The 23,119-nt window shown below is 60.8% G+C and carries 21 protein-coding genes; 9 read left to right on the forward strand and 12 right to left on the reverse strand.

Going from position 1 to position 23,119, the window contains the following annotated elements; translation table 11 throughout:
• Positions 1–148: 148 nt before the first annotated feature.
• The 8 genes from ppa to exaC all read right to left on the reverse strand — a co-directional run bounded on the left by ppa (position 149) and on the right by exaC (position 8,525).
• A complete protein-coding gene (gene ppa, locus ACGSLL_RS21755; protein WP_003205933.1) occupies positions 149–676 on the reverse strand; it encodes an inorganic diphosphatase in 528 nt (175 codons plus the stop codon).
• Between the two features lie 112 nt (positions 677–788).
• Positions 789–1,601 carry a M90 family metallopeptidase gene (locus ACGSLL_RS21760; protein ID WP_394507883.1) on the reverse strand — a complete coding sequence of 271 codons (813 nt, stop codon included), beginning with the start codon at positions 1,599–1,601 and terminating at the stop codon, positions 789–791.
• Between the two features lie 3 nt (positions 1,602–1,604).
• Positions 1,605–2,255 (reverse strand): DedA family protein, encoded by a 651-nt coding sequence (locus ACGSLL_RS21765; RefSeq protein ID WP_093097959.1) that lies wholly within the window; start codon positions 2,253–2,255, stop codon positions 1,605–1,607.
• A gap of 227 nt (positions 2,256–2,482) precedes the next feature.
• Entirely contained in the window at positions 2,483–2,944 is a 462-nt protein-coding gene (locus ACGSLL_RS21770) for a GNAT family N-acetyltransferase (protein ID WP_007958617.1), read from the reverse strand.
• 115 nt (positions 2,945–3,059) lie between these two features.
• Positions 3,060–3,893, reverse strand: a complete 834-nt coding sequence (eutC, locus tag ACGSLL_RS21775; protein ID WP_394507884.1) for an ethanolamine ammonia-lyase subunit EutC — start codon at positions 3,891–3,893, stop codon at positions 3,060–3,062.
• Positions 3,890–5,284 carry an ethanolamine ammonia-lyase subunit EutB gene (locus ACGSLL_RS21780; protein WP_394507885.1) on the reverse strand — a complete coding sequence of 465 codons (1,395 nt, stop codon included), beginning with the start codon at positions 5,282–5,284 and terminating at the stop codon, positions 3,890–3,892. Before ACGSLL_RS21780 ends, eutC begins: the two co-directional genes overlap by 4 nt.
• Positions 5,285–5,335: 51 nt before the next feature.
• The gene (gene eat, locus ACGSLL_RS21785; RefSeq protein WP_394507886.1) at positions 5,336–6,784 is read right to left on the reverse strand and encodes an ethanolamine permease; all 1,449 of its coding nucleotides are present in this window, start codon (positions 6,782–6,784) and stop codon (positions 5,336–5,338) included.
• Between the two features lie 220 nt (positions 6,785–7,004).
• The gene (exaC, locus tag ACGSLL_RS21790) at positions 7,005–8,525 is read right to left on the reverse strand and encodes an acetaldehyde dehydrogenase ExaC (protein WP_090286659.1); all 1,521 of its coding nucleotides are present in this window, start codon (positions 8,523–8,525) and stop codon (positions 7,005–7,007) included.
• 301 nt (positions 8,526–8,826) lie between these two features.
• Here exaC and ACGSLL_RS21795 point away from each other — a divergent pair, with 301 nt between their 5' ends.
• The 4 genes from ACGSLL_RS21795 (at position 8,827) to ACGSLL_RS21810 (ending at position 13,280) form a co-directional block, all read left to right on the forward strand.
• Positions 8,827–10,740 (forward strand): sigma-54-dependent Fis family transcriptional regulator, encoded by a 1,914-nt coding sequence (locus ACGSLL_RS21795; RefSeq protein ID WP_394507887.1) that lies wholly within the window; start codon positions 8,827–8,829, stop codon positions 10,738–10,740.
• Positions 10,741–11,009: 269 nt separating this feature from the next.
• Positions 11,010–12,359 carry a UDP-N-acetylmuramate:L-alanyl-gamma-D-glutamyl-meso-diaminopimelate ligase gene (gene mpl / locus ACGSLL_RS21800; protein ID WP_394507888.1) on the forward strand — a complete coding sequence of 450 codons (1,350 nt, stop codon included), beginning with the start codon at positions 11,010–11,012 and terminating at the stop codon, positions 12,357–12,359.
• Positions 12,356–13,003, forward strand: coding sequence for a flavin prenyltransferase UbiX (gene ubiX, locus ACGSLL_RS21805; protein WP_258447890.1), 648 nt, complete (start codon positions 12,356–12,358; stop codon positions 13,001–13,003). Before mpl ends, ubiX begins: the two co-directional genes overlap by 4 nt.
• Positions 12,996–13,280 carry a YceK/YidQ family lipoprotein gene (locus ACGSLL_RS21810; RefSeq protein WP_394507889.1) on the forward strand — a complete coding sequence of 95 codons (285 nt, stop codon included), beginning with the start codon at positions 12,996–12,998 and terminating at the stop codon, positions 13,278–13,280. The genes ubiX and ACGSLL_RS21810 overlap by 8 nt, the downstream gene beginning before the upstream one ends.
• Positions 13,281–13,391: 111 nt before the next feature.
• Here the strand turns inward: ACGSLL_RS21810 and ACGSLL_RS21815 are convergent, their stop codons facing one another.
• From ACGSLL_RS21815 to ACGSLL_RS21825, 3 genes are all read right to left on the reverse strand, one after another.
• Positions 13,392–14,033: an oxidoreductase gene (locus tag ACGSLL_RS21815; protein WP_394507890.1), complete on the reverse strand. Its 642-nt coding sequence runs from the start codon at positions 14,031–14,033 to the stop codon at positions 13,392–13,394.
• 27 nt (positions 14,034–14,060) lie between these two features.
• Positions 14,061–15,788, reverse strand: coding sequence for a C13 family peptidase (locus ACGSLL_RS21820; protein ID WP_093097980.1), 1,728 nt, complete (start codon positions 15,786–15,788; stop codon positions 14,061–14,063).
• Between the two features lie 102 nt (positions 15,789–15,890).
• Positions 15,891–16,346 carry a MaoC family dehydratase gene (locus tag ACGSLL_RS21825; RefSeq protein ID WP_090286645.1) on the reverse strand — a complete coding sequence of 152 codons (456 nt, stop codon included), beginning with the start codon at positions 16,344–16,346 and terminating at the stop codon, positions 15,891–15,893.
• A 180-nt stretch (positions 16,347–16,526) separates the two neighbouring features.
• Between ACGSLL_RS21825 and ACGSLL_RS21830 the strand changes: the two genes are divergently transcribed.
• From ACGSLL_RS21830 to ACGSLL_RS21850, 5 genes are all read left to right on the forward strand, one after another.
• A complete protein-coding gene (locus ACGSLL_RS21830) occupies positions 16,527–16,889 on the forward strand; it encodes a CidA/LrgA family protein (RefSeq protein ID WP_394507891.1) in 363 nt (120 codons plus the stop codon).
• Complete coding sequence (locus ACGSLL_RS21835) at positions 16,889–17,605, forward strand: LrgB family protein (protein WP_093097985.1); 717 nt, start codon at positions 16,889–16,891, stop codon at positions 17,603–17,605. The genes ACGSLL_RS21830 and ACGSLL_RS21835 overlap by 1 nt, the downstream gene beginning before the upstream one ends.
• Positions 17,606–17,615: 10 nt before the next feature.
• Positions 17,616–18,206, forward strand: a complete 591-nt coding sequence (locus tag ACGSLL_RS21840; protein WP_394507892.1) for an LON peptidase substrate-binding domain-containing protein — start codon at positions 17,616–17,618, stop codon at positions 18,204–18,206.
• Between the two features lie 126 nt (positions 18,207–18,332).
• Entirely contained in the window at positions 18,333–18,563 is a 231-nt protein-coding gene (locus ACGSLL_RS21845) for a hypothetical protein (RefSeq protein ID WP_394507893.1), read from the forward strand.
• Between the two features lie 71 nt (positions 18,564–18,634).
• Positions 18,635–19,210: a hypothetical protein gene (locus ACGSLL_RS21850; protein ID WP_394507894.1), complete on the forward strand. Its 576-nt coding sequence runs from the start codon at positions 18,635–18,637 to the stop codon at positions 19,208–19,210.
• A gap of 391 nt (positions 19,211–19,601) precedes the next feature.
• On the opposite strand, the gene ACGSLL_RS21855 is transcribed toward ACGSLL_RS21850, so the two are convergent.
• A complete protein-coding gene (locus ACGSLL_RS21855; RefSeq protein WP_394507895.1) occupies positions 19,602–23,081 on the reverse strand; it encodes a calcium-binding protein in 3,480 nt (1,159 codons plus the stop codon).
• Positions 23,082–23,119 lie beyond the last annotated feature (38 nt).

Genomic DNA, 23,119 nt, shown 5'->3' on the forward strand with positions numbered 1-23,119 from the left:
GGGATGTAAGGCGCACTTGTGGGAAATTACACACCTTAAAACTTTTCTGTAGTCCGCTCTAAACAGCTCGTTTAAGAGAGCTTTGGCCAGGCATAAAAAACCCCGGATCAACCGGGGTTTTTTCAAGCATCACGCAGCGAGCCGTCGCTTAGCCTTTGTAGGCAGCAACCGACTTGGTGATCGCTTCGCGAGCGGCGTCTGCGCCGGCCCAGCCTTCGATCTTGACCCATTTGCCTTTTTCGAGATCCTTGTAGTTCGCAAAGAAGTGCTCGATCTGCTGGATCAGCAGTGGCGGCAGGTCGGTGTATTCCTTCACGTCGACGTACAGCTGCGACAGCTTGTCGTGTGGCACTGCGATGACTTTGGCATCGCCGCCGCCGTCGTCGGTCATGTTCAGGATGCCGACCGGACGTGCGCGGATCACTGAACCTGGGGCAACCGGGTAAGGGGTCACGACCAGCACGTCGAGGGGATCACCGTCGTCAGCCAGGGTGTTCGGGATGTAACCGTAGTTGGCCGGGTAGAACATTGGGGTGGCCATGAAACGGTCAACGAACAGGCAATCGCTGTCTTTGTCGATTTCGTATTTGATCGGCGCGTGGTTGGCCGGGATCTCGATCGCGACGTAGATGTCGTTCGGCAGGTCTTTGCCAGCCGGAATCTTGCTGTAGCTCATTGGGCGTTGCCCCCGTAGTTGACCAAAAACACTTGGCCGGATTGACCAAAAAGTGGCGGCGATTATAGGCATATTCTGCCGTCGGCGCCATGGACCGAAAGTCGTGTGCAGCTTACTCGTGCGCCTGATAGACCGGGTCTGTGGCCTGAAGTTGCCGCAACCTGCCCAACGGGTCCTGGCGGTAGAAAAGCTGCAACTGTGCGTACACCTGCGGATAGGCCTCGTGCAGCAGATCCGGGGCACTGAAAAAGTATTCGCTGGTGACCGCAAAGAACTCCGCCGGGTTTTCCGCCGCGTATGGATCGATGGCCGTTTCGGCGTCTGGATCATCGTCGAGCTGGCGGTTGAGGTCGTCGTAGGCGGCCTGCATCACCTCGGCCCAGTCGCTGACGCGCATGTCGGCATGCAACGGCGGCAGGCCGTTGGCATCGCCATTGAGCATGTCGAGTTTGTGCGCCAGTTCGTGAATGACCAGGTTATAGCCTTCCCAGCCACCGCTGGCCATGACGCCCGGCCAGGCGAGAATCACCGGCCCCTGTTGCCACGCTTCGCCGCTGTGCTCGCCGTCCCACTCGTGTTCGATGCCGCTGGCGTCGCGATGGCGTTGCGGGCTGAGGAAATCGTCGGGGTAAAGGACGATCTCGTGAAAGCCCTGATACCAGTTCAAATCGCCGAGGTTGAGCAGCGGCAACTGCGCCTGGGCGGCAAGCAGCAGGCGTTGTTCCTGATGCAGTTCGACGCCGGGCAGGGCACTCAGGTGTTTGTCTTCGAGGAACAGTACGCAGGCTTCGCGCAGCCACTGGTCTTGCGCGGCGCTGAGGCCACCAAGAAAACTCAGATGGTGGCGCACCCGTTGCCAGACATCATCGGCAATCGGGTGCTTTGCCAGGATGCGCCGGCGACGCCAGGCGCTCAGCGACCACATTGCTTAGTGCGATTGCGCTTTGGTGCCGCCGAAACGGCTGCGCACCACGCCGATGATCATCGGCACCAGCGACAGCAGAATGATCGCCACCACCAGCAGCGACAGGTTCTTCTTGATGAACGGCACGTTGCCAAAGAAGTAGCCGAGGGTGACCAGACCGCCGACCCACAGGATCGTGCCGAGTACGCTGAAACCGAAAAAGCGCGGATACGGCATGCGCGCGATGCCGGCGACGAACGGCGCAAACGTACGGATGATCGGCAGGAAGCGCGCCATGGTCACGGTCTTGCCGCCGTGTTTGTCGTAGAAATCGTGGGTTTTTTGCAGGTAGTCGCGGCGGAATATTTTCGAGTTGGGGTTGCTGAACAGCTTCTCACCCGCCGTGCGCCCGATCACGTAGTTGGTGCTGTCGCCGAGAATCGCCGCGAGCATCAGCAGGCCGCCAAGCAATACCGGGTCCATGCCGCCACCCGCCGCCACGGCGCCGGCAATGAACAGCAGCGAGTCACCCGGCAGGAACGGCATCACCACCAGACCGGTTTCGCAGAAGATCACCAGAAACAGGATGGCGTAGATCCATGGCCCATAGTTGTTCACCAGCAAATCGAGGTAGACGTCGAGATGCAGGATAAGGTCGAGCGGGTTGAAATCCATGGAGGCACCTGTATGGCGGCCCGACTCGGCAGGCCTGTGCGGATGACTTCGTGTAAGCCTACAGCGGGGTGTAGTTTTTCTTACAAGCCGGAAAGCTGGCGATTATACGGTCTGAGGGACGAAAAGCGCGTCGCTTTTGTCGCGAGGAATGTCGGCTGTGATCAATTGTCAGGCAGACCCGACGTGTGGCGAGGGAGCACGCTTCCTCGCCACCTGGCCGGTGGCGATCAGAGCTCGTCGCTGATCGGCAATACGTAGTTCTTGAACTCGGTGTCTTCCTTGAATCCGATGGATTCATAGGTTTTCTGCGCCACTTCGTTGTCGGCGCTGGTGGAGACGCGCATGCGCACGGCCTGGGTTTCCTTGGCCATTTTTTTTGCGGTGCGGATCAGGTTGTCGGCGACCAATTGCCGGCGCGCGTCTTCGGCGACATAGATGTCGTTGAGAATCCACACGCGCTTGAGCGACAGCGAGGAAAAGCTTGGATAGAGCTGGCAGAACCCCATGAGCTTCTTGTCGTCATCATCGGCCAGGGCCAGGTAGATCACCGATTCCTTGCGGCGCAGGCGCTTTTCGAGAAAGGCGCGGGAGGAATCCGGGTAAGGCAGGGAACCGTAGAACTCGCGATATTTGACGAACAACGGGGTCAGCAAATCCAGATGTTCGAGGGTCGCTTGAATAATCCGCATGATAGGTCTCGTCTTCAAGTGGCTGTCTTCAACTGCTCTGACGGCGATGGGAAACCCTGGCGGCCGTGCTTCGATCCTGCCTGAAACCAGCGCAGAAAGGCAATGCGGAAACGGTTCAGGCGGGCGGCGGATCAAGCAGGAAATTACCTTTCATGTTCACCTCATCGTCCGACTCCAACGTCTGCAACTGGGCCTCGTCCTTCAAGTTGACGCCCGACAGCTGCCGACGACAGGCTTCACGCATCAGGTACAGCAGGCGATGCGCCGCCATGCCGTAGCTCAATCCCTCCAGGCGGACATTGGAGATGCAATTGCGGTAAGCGTCGGTCAGGCCGATCTTGGGCGCGTAGGTGAAATACAGGCCGAGGCTGTCTGGTGAACTCAGGCCCGGGCGTTCGCCGATCAACATCACCAGCATTTTCGCCCCGAGTAATTGGCCGATTTCGTCGCCGATGGCGACGCGACCCTGTTCCACCAGCAGCACGGGCGCGAGCGACCAGCCGTCGGCGCTCATCTGTTCTTCCAGGCGCTTGATAAAGGGCAGGGTGTGTCGATGCACGGCCAAGGCCGACAAGCCGTCCGCGACGACAATCGCCAGATCGACGCCGCCCGGATGGGCGCTGGCGTAATCACGCAAGGCTTGCGCCGACTCGTCGCTGAGCTTGCGGCCCAGGTCCGGGCGTTGCAGATACGTGTGGCGATCCGGCGCCGCGCTATGCAGCAGCAGGCTGTCGCGCCCGCCCTCCTGCAACTGTGCGCCGAGCCCGGCATGGTCGAACGGCAGGTGCACCGCATCGCGCGCCTGCGCATGGGCGAACTGGAAATCCAGCTGGGCGCTGGTCGGCAGGCTGGTGCCAGTGCGGCCCAGAGCAATACGCGCCGGGGTCAGGCGGCGCAGTTGCAGCCACGGGTTTTGCGGGTCTACAGGCGGTTTTTCCATGCCATTCATCCCAATTGCGCCAGCGCCTGGCGGAAGGCCGGTGGCAGATTGTTGCCAAAGCGCACCTTGCCATCGGCTTGCGTGAAGATGCCCATGTTCGCCAGCCACTGCTCGAACTCCGGCGCCGGTTTCAGGCCCAGGGTCTGCCGGGCGTAGAGGGCGTCGTGGAACGAGGTGGTCTGGTAATTGAGCATGATGTCGTCGGAGCCGGGAATGCCCATGATGAAGTTGATCCCGGCCACACCCAAGAGGGTCAGCAGGGTGTCCATGTCGTCCTGATCGGCCTCGGCGTGATTGGTGTAGCAGATGTCGCAGCCCATCGGCACACCGAGCAACTTGCCGCAGAAATGGTCTTCGAGGCCGGCGCGGATGATCTGTTTGCCGTTGTAGAGGTATTCCGGGCCGATAAATCCCACAACCGTGTTCACCAGAAACGGCTTGAAATGCCGCGCCACGGCGTAGGCTCGCGTCTCGCAGGTCTGCTGATCGACGCCATGGTGGGCGTTGGCCGACAGCGCGCTGCCCTGACCGGTTTCGAAATACATCAGGTTTTGCCCGAGGGTGCCGCGCTTCAGACTCAACCCGGCTTCGTAACCTTCCTGCAGGACATTGAGATTGATACCGAAGCTGGCGTTGGCCGCTTCGGTGCCGGCGATCGACTGGAACACCAGATCCAGCGGCACGCCACGGTTGATCGCCTCAATCGAGGTGGTGACGTGGGTGAGTACGCAGGCCTGGGTCGGAATGTCGTAGCGCTGGATGATCGCGTCGAGCATTTCCAGCATGGCGCAGATCGAGGCGATGCTGTCGGTGGCCGGGTTGATGCCGATCATCGCGTCGCCATTACCGTAAAGCAGGCCGTCGAGAATGCTCGCGGCGATCCCGGACGGTTCATCGGTCGGGTGGTTGGGTTGCAGACGGGTCGACAAGCGACCCTTCAAGCCGAGGGTGCCGCGGAATTTCGTCACCACGCGGATCTTTTGCGCGACCAGCACCAGATCCTGCACGCGCATGATCTTCGACACGGCAGCGACCATTTCCGGCGTGAGGCCGGGGGCCAGCAGGCGCAGGCTGGTTTCGTCGGCGGCGTCGCTGAGCAGCCAGTCGCGAAAGCCACCGACGGTGAGATGGCTGACGACTGTAAAGGCCTGTTTGTCATGAGTGTCGATGATCAATCGGGTGACTTCATCGGCTTCGTACGGGATCAGCGCTTCCTGCAGGAAATGCGTGAGCGGGGTGTCAGCCAGGGCCATTTGTGCGGCTACGCGCTCACCGTCATTGAGCGCGGCGATTTCGGCAAGAAAATCCCCCGAGCGTGCGGGACTGGCCTTGGCCATGAGGTCTTTGAGGCTGTCGAAGCGGTAGGTCTGCGCGCCGACCGTGTGAGCAAAACTGGCCATTCAGCGTTCTCCGTGACGGCGCAGAACACTCTGCGCCGTGGTTTTCGACATTCAGTGCAAGGCTTGTTCAGCTTTCTGAATCGCCGCGAATTCTTCTTCCGGCGTGCCCGCTACCAGGTGATGCCGACTGTAGAAAGCAAAATAAGCAATTAACACTCCATAGATGATCGCCGCGCCAATTACCACCCGTGGATCGACGAGGAAACCCGCCACCACGGCGATGCACGCCAGGACCAGCGCCACGCCCGAGGTAAAAATCCCGCCCGGGGTGCGGTACGGCCGGTCCATTTTGGGGCGGCGGATACGCAAGGTGATGTGCGCGGCCATCATCAGCACGTAGGAAATGGTTGCGCCGAACACTGCCACCAGAATCAGCAGGTCGCCCTGACCGGTCAATGACAGCCCGAAGCCGATAATCCCGGGAATCACCAGCGCCAGCACCGGCGCTTTGCTTTTGTTGGTCTGCGACAATTTGCGCGGCAGATAACCGGCCCGCGACAGCGCAAATATTTGCCGCGAGTAGGCGTAGATGATCGAGAAGAAACTGGCGATCAGCCCGGCCAGACCGACGAGATTGACGAAGCTGCCCATCCAGGTCGATCCGCCGTAGGCCTTGCTCAGCGCTTCGACCAACGGATTGCCGGAGGTCAGCAGCGAATTGGCGCCAGCGCCGCCGGGGCCAACGATCAGAATCAACAGGGCGAACATCAGCAGCACCAGCATCGCGCCGATCAGGCCGCGCGGCAGGTCGCGCTTGGGATTCTTGGTTTCTTCAGCCGCCAGCGGCACGCCTTCAACGGCGAGGAAGAACCAGATCGCATAGGGAATCGCCGCCCAAACGCCAACGTAGCCGAACGGCAAGAACGGGCTGGCGCCGGCAGCGGCGGTGACCGGAATGTCGAGCAGGTTGGCGACATCGAAATGCGGCACCATCGCCACCAGAAACACGCCCAATGCCAGCGCGGCGACGGCGGTGATGATGAACATCAGCTTGAGCGCTTCGCCGACCCCGAATATGTGGATGGCGATGAAGATGATGTAGAAGGCCAGATAGATCACCCAGCCACCGATACCGAACAGCGACTCGCAGTAGGCGCCGATGAACACCGCAATGGCGGCGGGCGCGATCGCATATTCGATGAGGATTGCGGTGCCGGTGAGAAACCCGCCCCACGGCCCGAACGCGCTGCGGGCAAAGCCGTAACCGCCGCCGGCGGTGGGGATCATCGAGGACAGTTCGGCGAGGGAGAAACACATGCACAGGTACATGGTCGCCATCAGCAGCGTGGCGAGAAACATGCCGCCCCAGCCACCTTGGGCGAGGCCGAAGTTCCAGCCGGCGTAGTCGCCGGAAATCACGTAGGCGACGCCCAGGCCCACCAGCAGGACCCAGCCGGCGGCACCTTTTTTCAATTCGCGTTGTTGGAAGTAGTCAGTGCCGACTTTTTCGAAGTCGACGGAGGAGGTCGCCGGTTGCGGATTTGCATGATCGCCTGGCATAAGCAGTTACCTGTTTTTATTGTTTTTGGCCCGGTGAAGGCGGGCGTGGTGATGGCGCGGTAAGTCAGCTAAAGCTTTGCTGGATGTGCCGCCGCCGCCTTCGCGAGCAGGCTCGCTCCCACAGTGGATTTGTGGTCGCACGCAATGCCCAGTGGGAGCGAGCCTGCTCGCGAAAGCTATACAAGGGGCGATGCGGTAATCACTGCCTCGCCCCGTCCGCTTAGAAAAAGCCCAACGGATTGATGTCGTAGCTCACCAGCAGGTTCTTGGTCTGCTGATAATGGTCGAGCATCATCTTGTGCGTCTCACGGCCAACGCCGGACTTCTTGTAACCACCAAACGCGGCATGCGCCGGGTACAGGTGGTAGCAGTTGGTCCACACGCGACCGGCCTTGATCGCCCGGCCCATGCGGTAGGCACGGTTGATGTCGCGGGTCCACAGGCCGGCGCCGAGGCCGAACTCGGTGTCGTTGGCGATCGCCAGGGCTTCGGCTTCGTCCTTGAACGTGGTGATGCTCACCACCGGGCCAAAGATTTCTTCCTGGAACACGCGCATCTTGTTGGTGCCCTTCAGCAGGGTCGGCTGGATGTAATAACCGGTGGCCAGGCTGCCTTCGAGTTTTTCCACCTTGCCGCCGGTCAACAGTTCCGCGCCTTCGCCTTTGGCGATCTCCAGGTACGAGAGGATCTTGTCGAATTGCTGCTCGGATGCCTGAGCGCCGACCATGGTGTCGGTGTCGAGCGGGTCGCCGCGTTTGATCTGGCTGACTTTCTTCATCACTGCCTGCATGAATTCGTCGTAGATCGATTCCTGCACCAGCGCGCGGGACGGGCAGGTGCACACTTCGCCTTGGTTGAAGAACGCCAGCACCAGACCTTCAGCGGCTTTTTCGATGAAGCTCGGTTCGGCCTGCATGATGTCTTCGAAGAAGATGTTCGGCGACTTGCCGCCCAGTTCCACGGTGGACGGGATGATGTTTTCCGCCGCGCATTTCATGATGTGCGAACCGACCGGGGTCGAGCCGGTGAAGGCGATCTTGGCGATGCGCTTGCTGGTCGCCAGCGCTTCGCCGGCCTCTTTGCCGAAGCCTTGCACAACGTTGAGCACGCCCGGTGGCAGCAGGTCGCCGATCAGCTCCATCAGCACGCAGATGCCCAGCGGCGTTTGCTCGGCGGGCTTGAGCACCACGCAGTTACCGGCGGCCAGCGCAGGCGCCAGTTTCCACGCGGCCATCAGCAGCGGGAAGTTCCACGGGATGATCTGCCCGACTACGCCCAGCGGCTCATGAATGTGATAGGCCACGGTGTTGCCGTCGATTTCTGCGGCGCTGCCTTCCTGCGCGCGCAGGCAACCGGCGAAATAGCGGAAGTGGTCGGCGGCCAGCGGGATGTCGGCGTTAAGGGTTTCGCGGATGGCTTTGCCGTTGTCCCAGGTTTCGGTGATCGCCAGCAGCTCGAGGTTGGCTTCGATGCGGTCGGCGATTTTCAGCAGAATCAGCGAGCGCGCCTGCACTGAGGTCGCGCCCCACGCATCGGCGGCGGCGTGAGCGGCGTCCAGCGCCTTGTCGATGTCTTCGGCGGTGGAACGGGGGAATTCGGCAATCGGCTGGCCATTCACTGGCGAGGTATTGGTGAAGTACTGACCTTTGACCGGCGCGACGAACTCGCCGCCGATGTAGTTACCGTACTTGCTCTTGAACGAGACCTTGGCGCCGTCAGTACCGGGATGAGCGTAACGCATGATGATGTTCTCCTTGGCTTTGTACTTATTAGAGAAACGCGCAAGTGCGCTTGCTATAAGCGTAGAGCAAGGGCCGGGCCATTGCCGTGCAGGTCAGGCAAATCAAGGCCTTGCACGGTTTTTCTCGGACGAGCGGGGCGCTGTTGTGAGGGTTTAGGTACAGCTGCGGTGACAATTTGTACCGTTTCTGGCACAGCCCGTGACTGGGCGGTCTTGCCAGCATTGCAATGCGCCGGTGGCTGGAGGATGCTGGGCGTCACCTCAGCATTGGGCCGTCGCGCCTCGGGGAGAACAATAAGAAATGCACGACAACCATTTGAGTCGCCATGCCCGTCAGGTCCTCACCGCCACGCAGGGCAAAGCGCATTTGCACGGCCCCGGTGCCGACCCGTCGATTGCCCGCTCCTGGCTGCGGTGTCTGCAGGACTATCACCTCGACCCGGCCCTGAGCATGGCGCCGACCGTGCTCGAACACGGGCGCGTGCTGGAAAGCCGCGAACGTCTGCAGCAGGTGCTGCAAATCGCTGGCACGGAAATGAGCAGCCTGCATCAACAGCTTTCCGGCGCCGGCCACGCGGTGCTGCTGACCGATGCGCGCGGGGTGATCCTCAACTGCGTCACCGCGCCGGCCGAACGCAAGATTTTTGAACGTGCCGGGCTCTGGCTCGGCGCCGACTGGAGCGAAGCCTGCGAAGGCACCAACGGCATCGGCACCTGCCTGGTCGAGCGTCAGGCGCTGACCATTCATCAGGACGAACATTTTCGCGGCCGCCACACCGGCCTGACCTGTTCGGCGAGCCCGGTGTTCGACCCGCACGGCGAATTGCTCGCTGTACTCGATGTGTCTTCGGCCCGTCATGACGTTTCGCGTCAGAGCCAGTTTCACACCATGGCGCTGGTCAACCTGTCGGCGAAGATGATCGAGAGTTGCTACTTCCTGCGCTGTTTCGATAACCAATGGTTGCTTCGCTTTCATCTGCAGGCCGAGTCGGTCGGGCTGTTCAGCGAAGGCTTGCTGGCATTCGATGGGGAAGGGCGGATCAGCGCAGTCAATCAGAGTGCGCTGAATCTGCTTGGGCATATTCGCGGCGGCTTGCTGGGCAAGCCCGTCGAGGCGTTTTTCGATTGCTCACTGGATGAACTGCTCGCTCGCGCCAGCGCCAATGCCAGCGCCAGTTGGCCGCTGCGCACCCGCGACGGGCGGCATCTGTTTGCCGTGCTGCGCGGCGAATCACGCAAACCGCTACCGATCCCGGCCCCGGCGAAAATCAGCGAAGCGCCGCGCCTGCCTGGCATCTGCCTCGGTGACGAGGCGCTGCAAGCGAGTTTCCGCAAAGCCCTGCGCGTGTTCGAGCGCGATGTGCCGCTGCTGATCAACGGCGAGACCGGCACCGGCAAGGAAGCCTTCGCCAAGGCTGTGCATCAGGCCAGCCAGCGCTCGGCCAACGCCTTCGTCGCGCTCAATTGCGCGGCAATTCCGGAAAGCCTGATAGAGAGCGAACTGTTTGGCTATCGCGGCGGCAGCTTCACCGGCGCACGCAAGGACGGCATGCGCGGCAAGCTGCAGCAGGCCGATGGCGGTACCCTTTTCCTTGATGAAATCGGCGACATGCCATTGGCCCTGCAGACTCGCTTACTGCGCGTGCTGGAAGATCGACAAGTGGTGCCGATCGGCGGCGAACCGGAGACGGTCAATGTGCGAATTATCAGCGCTACCCACCGTAATCTGCTCGAGCGGGTCGAGGACGGCAGTTTTCGCGAGGATTTGTATTACCGCTTGAACGGGCTGGAAATGGCGCTGCCGGCGTTGCGTGAGCGCAGTGACAAGGCGCAGTTGCTGGATTTTCTGCTGGCCGAAGAAGCGGGTGGCGAGGCGATTCTGATTGAAGAGTCGGCGCGTCAGGCGTTGCTGGCGTTCGACTGGCCGGGCAATGTCCGGCAGTTGCGCAATGTGCTGCGCACGTTGGCGGCGCTGTGTGATGAGGGGCGGGTCGGGATTGAGGATTTGCCGGGGATGATTCAGCAGGTGCGGCCGGTGGGTGTGGCGCAGGAGTCTTGCGAGCGACCGCTGGAAGATGCTGAACGTTCTGCGTTGCTTAATGCGTTAGAGCAGACCCGCTGGCACATGACCCGTACCGCTGAACAATTGGGCGTGAGTCGGAACACGCTTTATAGGAAGCTGCGCAAACACGGGATTGAGCGGCGTGTCAGTTAACAGCCCCTCACCCTAGCCCTCTCCCGGAGGGAGAAGGAACCGACCGCGTTGTTTGCGAAATTTTCGCCAACTTGCGATGTCGAGCCGAGCTCAGGATCTGAAAGTGACCGAGATCGGCTCCCTCTCCCTCCGGGAGAGGGCTGGGGTGAGGGGCTACAGTCGAAAACCGAACCCGAGATCTAGCGGCGTACCCGTGCGCAGACTTCAGCTAAAGAGTGCCATTTCCCCCTCCCTACGCTAACCTGCGGCCATGTTTTACGAGGTCGACTATGCACATTCATATTCTGGGTATCTGCGGGACTTTCATGGGCTCGATGGCGGTGTTGGCCAAAGAGCTGGGCCATCATGTGACCGGCTCCGACGCCAATGTCTATCCACCGATGAGCACGCAGCTTGAGGCCCAAGGCATTCAGCTGACTCAAGGCTACGACCCGGCGCAGCTCGAGCCGGCGCCGGATCTGGTGGTGATCGGCAATGCCATGTCCCGTGGCAACCCGGCGGTGGAATACGTGCTGAACAAAGGCCTGCCGTATGTCTCCGGCCCGCAATGGCTGGCTGATCATGTGCTGCAAGGTCGTTGGGTGCTGGCAGTCGCCGGCACCCACGGCAAAACCACCACCAGCAGCATGCTCGCCTGGGTGCTGGAACACGCCGGCATGAGCCCGGGGTTCCTGATCGGCGGCGTGCCACAGAATTTCTCCGTGTCGGCGCGGCTGGGCGGTACGCCGTTCTTCGTGATCGAGGCCGATGAATACGACAGCGCGTTCTTCGACAAGCGTTCGAAGTTCGTCCATTACCGCCCACGCACCGCAATCCTCAATAACCTGGAATTCGATCACGCCGACATCTTCCCGGATCTTCCGGCGATCGAGCGGCAATTCCATCACTTGGTACGCACCATCCCGAGCGAAGGTCTGGTCATTCACCCAACCACCGAGCCGGCGTTGCAGCGGGTGATCGAGATGGGTTGCTGGACTCCGGTGCAGACCACTGGTGCCGGCGGTCAGTGGCAGGTAAAACTGCTTAGCGAAGACGGCTCGGCATTCGAAGTGATGTTCGAAGGCGTGTCCCAAGGCACCGTCGAATGGGAGCTGACCGGCCAACACAACGTCGCCAACGCCCTGGCGGCGCTGGCAGCCGCGCGGCATGTCGGTGTGGTGCCGTCGATGGGCATTGCCGGTCTGAGCGCATTCAAGAACGTCAAACGCCGCATGGAGAAGGTCGCGGAAGTACGCGGCATCACCATTTACGACGACTTCGCTCACCACCCGACTGCCATCGCCACCACCCTTGATGGCCTGCGCAAGCGCATCGGCGACGCGCCGCTGATCGCGATCATCGAGCCGCGCTCCAATTCGATGAAGCTCGGCGCGCACCGTGACGGTTTGCCGGACAGCGTGGTCGATGCCGACCAGGTGATCTGGTACGCCCCGGCCAACCTTGGCTGGGAACTGGCCGCGACGGCCGCGCTGTGCACGGTGCCGTCGATTGTCAGCGATTCGCTGGAAGGCATCATCGAACGCGTGAAGAGCCAGGCGCAGCCCGGCACGCATGTGGTGATCATGAGCAACGGCGGCTTCGGCGGTCTGCACGGCAAACTCGCCGAGGCGCTGCAATGAACGGTTACTCCCAGGCCGGCGGCCCGGAACGCATCACGCTGGCGATGACCGGCGCGTCCGGCGCGCAGTACGGTTTGCGTCTGCTTGATTGTCTGGTGCGTGAAGATCGCGAGGTGCACTTCCTGATCTCCAAGGCTGCGCAACTGGTGATGGCCACCGAGACCGACGTGTCGCTGCCGGCCAAACCGCAGATGATGCAGGCGTTCCTCACCGAATACACCGGAGCGGCCGCCGGGCAGATTCGCGTGTACGGCAAGGAAGACTGGATGTCGCCGGTGGCCTCCGGCTCCGGTGCGCCAGCGGCGATGGTCGTGGTGCCGTGCTCGACGGGTACGCTGTCGGCCATTGCGACCGGCGCCTGCAACAACCTGATCGAGCGCGCCGCCGACGTCACGTTGAAGGAGCGCCGCCAGTTGATTCTGGTACCGCGCGAGGCGCCGTATTCGAGCATTCATCTGGAGCACATGCTCAAGCTGTCGAACATGGGCGTGACGATTCTGCCGGCGTCGCCGGGTTTCTATCACCAGCCGCAAACCATCGATGACCTGATCGATTTCGTCGTGGCGCGCATTCTCAATCTGCTCGGCATCCCGCAAGACATGCTGCCGCGTTGGGGCGAGCATCACTTGAGCAGCGATGAATAAGCTGCTGGCGCTGGTGCTGGCCTTGCAACTGAGCGGCTGCGCCACGGCGCGGACGCTGGATGCGGCAAAACCCGGCGCGCCGGTGGTGTATTCCGGGACGCGGCTGGATTGGTATGCGCTCAATGGCGGTTGTTGTGCGAAAGATCGCTTCGGTGCTGAGGCACCGGGTTATCCCGGAGTAGACCTGCCGGCGAGCGCGTTGCTCGATACGCTGTTGTTGCCGTTGTCGCTGCTGAGTGTGATTGGCGTGGGTTTTCAGGCGACCGGCGGATTGTAGGGGAGTGATGCGCACTCCATCGCCAGCAGGCTGGCTCCCACATTTTGAAGCGTGCGCTCGCCCCTGTGGGAGCGAGCCTGCTCGCGAAGGCGTTCCTGAGATCGCCGGAGATCATTTGCCGAGCTTGCGCAATTCATCCGACTCGATCACCCGCACCCCGTCCTGCTCTTCCAGCGCCAGCCGCCACATCGCCCGCGCCAGTTGGCAGGCTTCGATGCCGCGATACTTGCCCGGAATCAGCTTGGAAAGCGGCCCGGCCAGTTGCTCGGCCAGACGCGGTTCAACCCGCTCACCGAGCAGCAGCGACGGCCGGCAGATGGTCAGTTGCGGCCAGTCCTGCGCGCGCAGTGCCTGTTCCATTTCGCCCTTGACCCGGTTGTAGAACACCGAGGATTTCGGATCGGCGCCGATCGCACTGATCACGATCAGGTGCCGCGCGCCCATTTCCCGCGCGCGCTTGGCAAACGCCACGACCATGTCCAGATCCACCGCGCGAAAGGCCTCTTCCGAGCCTGCCTGCTTGATCGTGGTGCCGAGGCAGCAATAGGCGATATCGACGCGCCCGCTCAGTTGCGGCAGAAACACCTGCGGATCGCCCACCGGGTTTTCCAGGTGCGGATGTTCCGCCAGGGGGCGACGCGAAGGGGCGAGCACGCGAGAAATCGTTGGCTCGTTGAGCAGACGATCGAGTAAATGTTCACCGGTCAGTCCGGTGGCTCCGGCAAGCAATACGTGCTGAGGCGTCAAGTACATAGTGTCTCTCCCTTGATACTGTTCAGCTTAGTTGCCTTTTGTCGCCCCGTCGTTCAACGCAGCACTTTGCAACGCTTTACGGGCCTGCTGTTTACGCAGCAGTTGCCAGTGCGACAGCACGGTTTTCGGCGCCCAGATCTGCGGCTCCGAAGCCTCGAAACCATCCGCCAGCTCGCGCTCGGCGACGGTGGCCTTGGCCAGTTTGAACGCCTGCTCCAGATCGTCGGTCTGGTTCAGCGCCTGGGCAAACAACGCGTCGCCGAAGTAGGTGAAATTGGCTTCTTCGGAACAGCCAAACGACACCCGATCCGCGCGCGAGGCCGTCATGATCAGCGTGCGTTCGTCTTTCAGCGCCGGAATGAACCCGCCGGAGTAGCACGACGAAATCACGATGATCTTGTCACGGTGCTTTAGCGGCGCCAGCACCGCAGCGAGTTCGTCGGCGGGCAGGTCGGCCAGCTCCATGCGCGGCTGATCGAGCACCAGCTCATGCTCGGCGGTGCCGTGGCTGGTCAGGTAAATGAACAACAAGTCTTCCGGCCCGCTGCGTTCGGCCAAGGCTTGCGCGGCGCGGCGCAGGTTTTCGCGGGTGGCCATCGGCCGGTCGCCGAGGTGGTCGCGATGGTTGACCAGACGTATCTGGCCAAAGGCACCGAAACGCGTGTTGAGCATGTTGGCGACAAAGTCCGACTCGCGCAGAAACACGCTCTGCTTGCCATCGCCGCCGAGGGTCAGGGTGTACAACTCCACCGCCGGAGTCGAGGCGGGAATCGCCGTCAATGCTTCGTCGAGCAAACGACCTTGGGCGAGCAACCCCAGTTCGAGGGTATCGGGCAGCAGTTTGCCGTCGGCGTCGCGCACGCGCTGGCCGTTGATCCAGGTGCCGCTGAGCACGCTGCCATCGGTCAGCACCAGGGTTCCGCGACCGGAATAGCTGTCGTTGTCGAAGCCGCCGATGTAGAAGCTGCCGTCAGACAGGTTCAAGCGACCCTGGCCGGTGAAGCGCCAGTCATTGAATACGCCGATGTAATGGCTGCCGTCGGCGCCGATCAGTTCGCCCTTGCCCGTCAGCGCGCCTTCCTTGAACTGGCCGAGCCAGACGTCGCCGTCTGCGTTTTCGTAGCGGCCCTTGCCGTGCAATTGATTGTTCTTGAACCCGCCGACATAGATGTCGCCATCGGCGCTGTTGAAGGTGCCGTTGCCTTCGAGCTGGCCGTTGACGAAATGCCCGGTGAACGAGTTGCCGCTGGCATCGCCGCGCTGGCCTTCACCGTTGGGCTTGCCGTGGGCGAACTGGCCCTGATAGGAGCTACCGTCTTCCATCTCCAGGCGGCCGAGTCCGGAATACTGGTCGGCGCGGAATTCGCCGCGGTAGGTCATGCCGTTTTCTTTCAGCGTGCCTTCGCCGTCGCGCCGGCCCTGCTTGAAGCCGCCGGTGTAACTGCTGGCATTGGTGGTCAGGCTGCCCTGACCGTCGAACAGCCCCTGCGCAAACTGGCCGCGATAGACCTCGCCGTTGCTGCCGTGCCATTCGCCCTGACCATGCCACTGGCCCTTGTCGAACTGCCCGGCGTACCAGCTGCCGTTGGGATAGTCGACGCGCCCCTGGCCTTGCAGCAAGCCGTCGACCAGTTCACCGCGATAGCGTCCGCCGTCCGGCAGGCGCGCATCCGGCGGCAACAGCGATTCGCCGTCGCCGCAAGCGGTGAGCATCAGGGTCAAGGCAAGGGGTGCAAGACAAGCAAGTGAGCGCATAGCGGGATCCGGGCAATTAGGCGACCGAGTATGCCGCAGCTATGCGTCGCATATATAGAGAGGTGACGCGAAACAGCGTGCGCTGCTTCGCATCCGGAACGATCAGACGAAGCAGAGCGACAGGGGTTCGGCGATATAGGCCGGTTTCTCTGAGCCCTCTATCTCGAGGGTCGCGATAGCCTTGAGCAACCACTGGCCGGGTTTTTTCTCGGTCACTTCAACCAGATCGACCTTCAATCGGACTTTCGAGTCGACCTTCACCGGCTGAATGAAACGCACACTGTCCAGGCCATAGTTGACGACCATCTTCACGCCTTCGGGCAGCACCAGAATGTCTTCCATCAGTTTCGGCATCAGCGACAGCGACAGGAAACCGTGGGCGATGGTGCTGCCAAAAGGCGTTTGCGCGGCTTTGACCGGGTCGACGTGGATGAACTGATAATCACCGGTGGCTTCGGCGAACAGGTTAATGCGCTCCTGATCGATGGTGAGCCATTCGGAACGTCCGAGTTCCTTGCCGACATGATCTTTGAGCTCTGCAACGGGAACATAGGGCATTGAGACTCTCCTTGGGTTCATCGGTTTTATAGTTTTTCAGGTGCAGGATTTGACCGCCCTGCGAACCACTGTAGATCATCACGCCGATTTGCTGCGGTCAACCGACCATGCTTTTGGCGAATGCCGATCCATAGCGCAGGCGTGCTTATAATGCAGGCGACTTGCGCGGAGAGATGTCTGATGTTGCTACGTGGCCTGACCCTGCTGGTGCTGTTTCAATTGCTCGGCACGGCGCTTAATCATTTGCTGTTGCCGGTACTGCCGGGGCCGATCATCGGTCTGCTGCTGTTGCTGGGGTTCCTGATCATTCGCGGTGAAGTCGGTGAGCCGCTGAACCTTGCCGCTGGCAGCTTGCTGCGTTATCTGCCGTTGCTGCTGGTGCCGCCAGCGGTCGGTGTGATGGTTTATGCCGCGGCGATTGCCGCGGATTTCTGGGCGATTGTCGGCGCGCTGGTGCTGTCGCTGATCCTGTCGATGGCCTTTGCCGGTGTGCTGATGCAGCGTCTGGTCAAGCGCCACGCGCCGCCGACGGAGGAATCCTGATGCTGTTCGATTGGCAAGGTGCCTGGGCGTCGGTCATTCATCATCCGCTGTTCGGCATTGGCATTACCCTCGGTGCCTATCAACTGGTGCTGGCAGCGTTCGAGAAAACCCGTTGGATCTTTCTGCAGCCGGTGCTGGTCTCCATGTTGCTGGTGATCGGTGTGCTGGTCGGTTGTGGCGTGACGTATGCCGAGTACCGCAAGAGCACCGAGATCCTCAGCATTCTGCTCGGCCCGGCGACGGTGGCGCTGGCGGTGCCGCTGTATCTGAATCTGCGGCGCATTCGGCAATTGTTCTGGCCGATTTTTACTACGCTGGTGATAGGCGGGGTGGTGGCGACTGGCATGGGCGTGGCGCTGGGCTGGTGGTTCGGCGCCGAGCACATGATTCTGATGACCATGGCGCCGAAGTCGGTGACTTCGCCGATTGCCATGCTGGTGGCCGAGCAGATCGGTGGCGTCGCGGCGCTGGCAGCGGTGTTCGTACTGATCACCGGGGTCATCGGGGCAATCTTCGGCCCGGCGCTGCTGACCCGTCTCGGCGTGCACAGCCCGGAGGCGCGCGGCATGGCGCTGGGCATGACCGCCCATGCGGTCGGCACGTCGGTGGCGTTGCAGGAGAGTGATGAATGCGGCGCCTTCGCGGCGCTGGCGATGAGTCTGATGGGCGTGGCCACGGCGGTGTTCCTGCCGTTGGCGGTGTCGATGGTGGTGTAAGGAAATGTCTATGAGTCTGCCGCTTTTCCCGCTGAACACGGTGCTATTCCCCGGCTGCAACCTCGATTTGCAGATCTTCGAGGCGCGCTACCTCGACATGATCGGCCGCTGCATGAAGCAGGGCGTCGGTTTTGGCGTGGTGTGCATTCTGGAAGGCAGCGAGGTTGGCGTGGCGCCAGAGGGTTTTGCCCTGGTTGGTTGCGAGGCGCGGATTACCGACTTTCAGCAGCAGGAAAACGGCCTGCTCGGTATTCGCGTGCAGGGCGGCCGCCGCTTCACGGTATTGCGCACCGAAGTACAGCGCGATCAGCTGATCCTCGCCGACGTCGAATGGCTCGACGATGAGCCCGAGCAACCCTTGCAGGACGAAGACGCTGATCTGGTCGCGTTGCTCAAGGCGCTGGCGGAACACCCGATGGTCGAAGCGCTCGACATGGGCACCGACGCTATCGGTCAGCAATCGCTGGCCAATCAGTTGGCCTATCTGTTGCCGTTCGCTGAAGAAGACAAGATCGACCTGCTGCAACTCGACGATCCGCAGCAACGGCTGGACGCGATCCAGGCCTTGCTCGATGAGTTGCAAGGCGAATTGTTCGCTTAGTTGTTCGCTCGGTTGTACTTTGAATCAACTGATCGGGTTTGCCAGCATTGTCGCCCCCCAGGCTTTACCTTACTTTCAAGTGGCTCGCAGGACGCGGGTAACTTGAACAAAAATAAGGAAGAAGTCATGACTGTTTATGAAGATGAATGGGAATTCTGGGACGACATCGCTGGCAAGTATATTTTGAAACATGCCGAGACTGACCATAACGTCAATAACGTGATTGAAGCAGCATCGACATATGCCGATCGCATGGTGATTGCCCGACGTAAACGAAAATCGGCAAAAGTACCGGCAGGGGATATCCCTCGGATGTCTGCATCCGCCTCGACCCTAGTGGCAGCCGCCGCTGTTTGAAGACTTTTCCTTTTTCGATATTGCCTGCTGTGGGTATATAGCCGATGGCGGGATGTCTACAGGTGCAAGCCATGTCCATAACCAAAGTAAACAGCAAAACATTCAACGCGCAACTTTATCTGGATGGCCGCCCGGTGGTGCTCAATCAACAGCGTCTGCAAAAGGTTCTTGGCCAACTGCGCATTACCAAAAGTGAGCAACTGGAAGCCGAGGTAGGGCTGGCGGATACGCGTGTCGCCAGTTTCATTACGCTGGCCGATCATGAAGACGATGAACCGCTGTTATTGAAATTCGTACCCCAAGATGATGATTATGAAATCACCCTCGTACAGACGGGATCATTCGCCAATGCGCGCTTGTTCATAGAGGCGGTAACGCATAATCTTTTAGCCAGTACCAGTGCCGTCGCACAACGCTTTTCTCTGCGTACGTTTGGTGTGCCGAAAAGTTCGCTCGCTGAAATCGAAGCGGGCCCGGCCCATCTTGAATTGAGCAGAAAAGCGGATGACAAGAACTCGCAAAGCAAGCCGTTGTACCGCTATGTTAGCGATGGCATGGTCACCTTTGTGGACGAAGATCCGAATCAGACCCGGCACAACGCGTTCAATAACAAACCGGCGACGTTCGTGATCAAGGTCGTTGGATAATTTAACAAAACATGTTCGATAAACGCGCCATCCATCAGTGATGAATGGCGCGTACTTTCAGGCTCGGTAATGTTCGGCCACCGGCCAAGTCACATCATTGGAGCAAGTATTCCGGTCTTTCAATAGTTTCAACGACGCCGGAGCGGGCTATTTCATCGATCAATCCGCCATAGGCATTATTGCCATGTCGGTCGTACTCATCCGTCGCCAAGCGCCAGCCCGTCGGCGCTACGCCGCGGGGATTCAACCATCGGGTCCGACCGGGTCCGGCCAGAGATTTGAAAACCCATGTCAACTGTTGAAAAACAGCCTGTCCATTGGCTGGGTATCACGAGCGCCGGCGCAGCAGTCAGAGCCACATCGGCGCGTATTGAGTGCTGGGTAGAAACGATCAGATATTCTGGCCTGGTATCAGCAAATCTTCGGGCCTGATCGGGGTTTGCGGATCGCCGCCCAGGCTCCATTGCTTGTTCGCCGAGCGATAAATCACCTCTGCGTCTTGTCCCTTGGCGCTGATATGGGTGACATAAACGCTGGCGGCCAGTTCGTTGCGCAGACGATGCGCGTCGATATCGGCCACGAGCGCGTCGACATTGGCGTAAGCACGAGCGTCGACGACATACAGCTGGAAGACTTCAAAGAGCAGCGACACTTCGTAAATATTGCCCGCAGAGGTCACCACGCTGAGCGACTCGACAGGCGCGTCGTCGTCGACGGTCGGCAGTTCAATCGTGACGCTACCGATGCGCAGTCGGTCGGCCTGCAGTTGAATGTCGTCGCGCTTGACCGTTTCCGTCAGGTCGCTGGTGAAAATATTCCAGATCGACGCGTTGGCAGTTTTCGCCGCAGCGCCCGGTGTCGACAGCTGTACGATCGAGTTGCTGGCCAGGTACACGTCGTAAGTGGAACTTTGCCCTTCGAGCACATAAATACCGGTGTGCGGCCCGGCCGCGATCACCACTTTGCTGGGTTGCGCTGGCAGTGACAGCTTTTCGCCGGGTACCGGTCGGGTGAACAGGTAGTTGCCGTTACGCCGCTTCAGGCAACTGCGCGTGCTTTTGCTGCGCGGGCCGGGGTTGCAAACGTCGTCTTCGTAATCCAGATCGGGCACTTGCAGGCGGTATGAGACCTCGTCTTGCAGGATCAGGACGATGTCTTGCGCAAGTACCGGTGTCGTCACTTTCAGGCTGTTTCTGCCGCCGTAGCCGGTGGCCGCCGGGATCGTCTGGATCACTCCTCTGAAGGTCACGACCTTGTCTGGCAAGTGCAGCGACAGTTTGATGTCTTTATAGATCAGGTGGGTATTGCCGGAGACGCCCTTGCGCACTTCGACGTCATAGCTGACGAGCATGTCGCTGATTTCAGCATTCTTGAAGTCGAGATAAACCGAACGAGAGGTGCGAACAGCGCGACCGCTGGCGAAAAAACCGATATCGCCAGGCTGGCGCGACACGAAGTGCCGCTTGCGCCCAAGGTCATTGATTTGCACTGTGCCGGCATTGACGATCTCTGCCACGGGGCTCGGTTTGCCGACGACAGTGACCGCGACATCGACTCGCTCGACCGATGCCGCGCCCGGTTTGCTCGGCAACAGCGCCAGCAATTCATATTCGTCCTGAGTCTTGAACACCAGTTTTTCGTTCGTCAACTGACGCTCGCCGTCGACCCGCTGGTAGACGTTTTCGATGCTCAGGACGTGCTCGGCATCGCTGCCGTCGATGCCGCGCAGGGAGTACACCACCAATGCGGTGTCGTTGATTTCCCAGCGCTGGATGATCTCTCGCGGCCAGCCAAACTCGATCAGGCTGGCGTGCTCGCCGTCTTCGATAATCGTAGTACGCGCGCAGGTGTCAGCAATGTAATAGCGGTCCTTTCCGCTGCCACCGTCCACCCGGCAATCGAAGCCGGAGATGGCAATGGTGTCGTCGCCGCCGCCAGCATTGACCCGGTCATTCCCGTTGGCGGCGATCCGGTTGGCTTCATCATTGCCGGTGACGCGGCTGGTGCCTTTGCGCAGCGTCGAGACGTTTTCGATCGACGTCAGTTGCGCGACGTGAACGGCACCGACCTCTGGATCGAGGCCGCGCAGGCTGACCTTGCCGCTCTGCAGGCTGATGTCGTGGCCGATGTGGCGCGTGTCATTCAGTGGGCGCGTGCCTTCGAACGCCAGGGTGTCTGAGCCGGCGCCGCCATCCAGTACGCTGAGGTGTGCCGGTTTGCTTGCACGGTCGAGTTCTGCGTCGGTGACTTCCTGATAGAACGCGTCGCTTTTGCCGCCGCCGGTCAAGGCTTTGTGATCGTTGCGGTAGGTAAAGAGATTGGCCTGATTCGCCACGCCGATTACTCGGTCATTGCCGTCGCCGAGGCGCCAGAATACGCCTTTGCCATCTCCGCTGGTGCCGGAGACTTTGCCCTTGAGGTCTGCTGGCAGGCCTTTGCCGGCATCGATCACGTCGTCGCCTTCGACGATTGCCGCGTAGCTGTCGAGCTTGAAGGGTTTTTCCCCCGCGCCTTCATTCCACTGATAGCGCCAGATTTCCACGGACTTGAGTTCTGCGCGAAAGGCGCCGTTGATGATGTGTCCGAGGGAGTGTCTGTACGCGCCGTCGAGCATCTGGCGGGCAGACAATTGCAGTTGGCCTTCATGGTCGCGATAACCCTTGGACAGCTTGAAGCGATCGGTGACGTCCTTGTCCATCTCCTGGCCAGTAGAGGCGAACCAGCCGGAGCGCAGACGCTCATGGAACGTCAGTTCGATGTAGTCGTCGATGTCATCGACCACGCGCGCGGCCTGGTAAATAATCGAGCCGGCGATCAGCAGCCCGGCGGCGGCGAGGCCGAGCGGACCGGCGACGCTGCCGAACCCGGCCAGCGCCGCCACACCCAGCACCAGGCTGATGCCCGCGCCGGCAACGCTGAACCCGGCACTGACGTAGTGGTCCTGGGCTTCCTTGCCGCTGGAGGCTGCGGCGGCGTTGAACGACTTCACGGCATCGGTGATGTCGAACGGCAAGGTCAGGATACTGGCGAACATGCCGGCGCCGCGGCCCAGGTATTTGCCGAACGAGGTATAAGGAAAACGGCTGAAAACCTTGGCACCGTGGGCGATCGAGGCAGTGCCGGCTTTGGTGAAGACTTGCTCCAGGCTCAATGAGCCCACTTCGGCGGCAATCGCGCCGCCCTGAAACCAGGCTTCCCCCGTTTCGCCGTGTTTGATCGCATCGAGCATGGCCCGGTAGCCGCTGTAAATGCCGAATGCCTGCATGCCGACGCCAGCGCCGCTCAGAAGATAACTTTTGCCTTTATTGACCCAGCCAGGCGAGTTTTCCAGGGCGTCGGGCTTTTCAAAGTCGAGTTTCTGCGCGGCCTGGCAGAGATGATTGAGGCGCCCCATCCAACTGCGTGGCTTGATGCCGCCAGTGCTGACAAACAGTTTTCCGGCATTGGGTGAGCGCTGGCTGGAGATTTCGAAAAACAGCAGGCCGGGGCCATCGATGTCGGCGGCATCGATGGCTTTCAAGCGTGCCTGGGCCTTGTCGGCATCGAAGTTGAGCCCGTCGAGAAATGCCTGATCTGCGTTCGGCGTGCCGGTGTTCGCCGGGCTCATGGGTTGCCCGTGCACGGTTGCGCCGAAAGCCTGGAGTTCGACCCGGGTGGTTGTAGCCTCGCCGATGCGTAACGGGCCGAAGTGTTCATCAAGGGATGCCAGCGTGCGCGGCAGAGGGGCGTCCAATGCCACCGCAGTGACGCTGAGCGACGGCTCGATGCGCGCCGGCTGCCGTGCATAGGGGTTGGCCGAGGCCTGGATCTGTTGCATGCCGAGAACGCGGGCCTCGAGGGCTGCGACGCTTGGAGAGATGAGTGTTGACACGATTAGTCCTTTAATAAGTTGAGGCGTAAGCCGGTATC

The sequence above is a fragment of the Pseudomonas retamae genome (assembly GCF_043496865.1).
Lineage (GTDB): Bacteria > Pseudomonadota > Gammaproteobacteria > Pseudomonadales > Pseudomonadaceae > Aquipseudomonas > Aquipseudomonas retamae.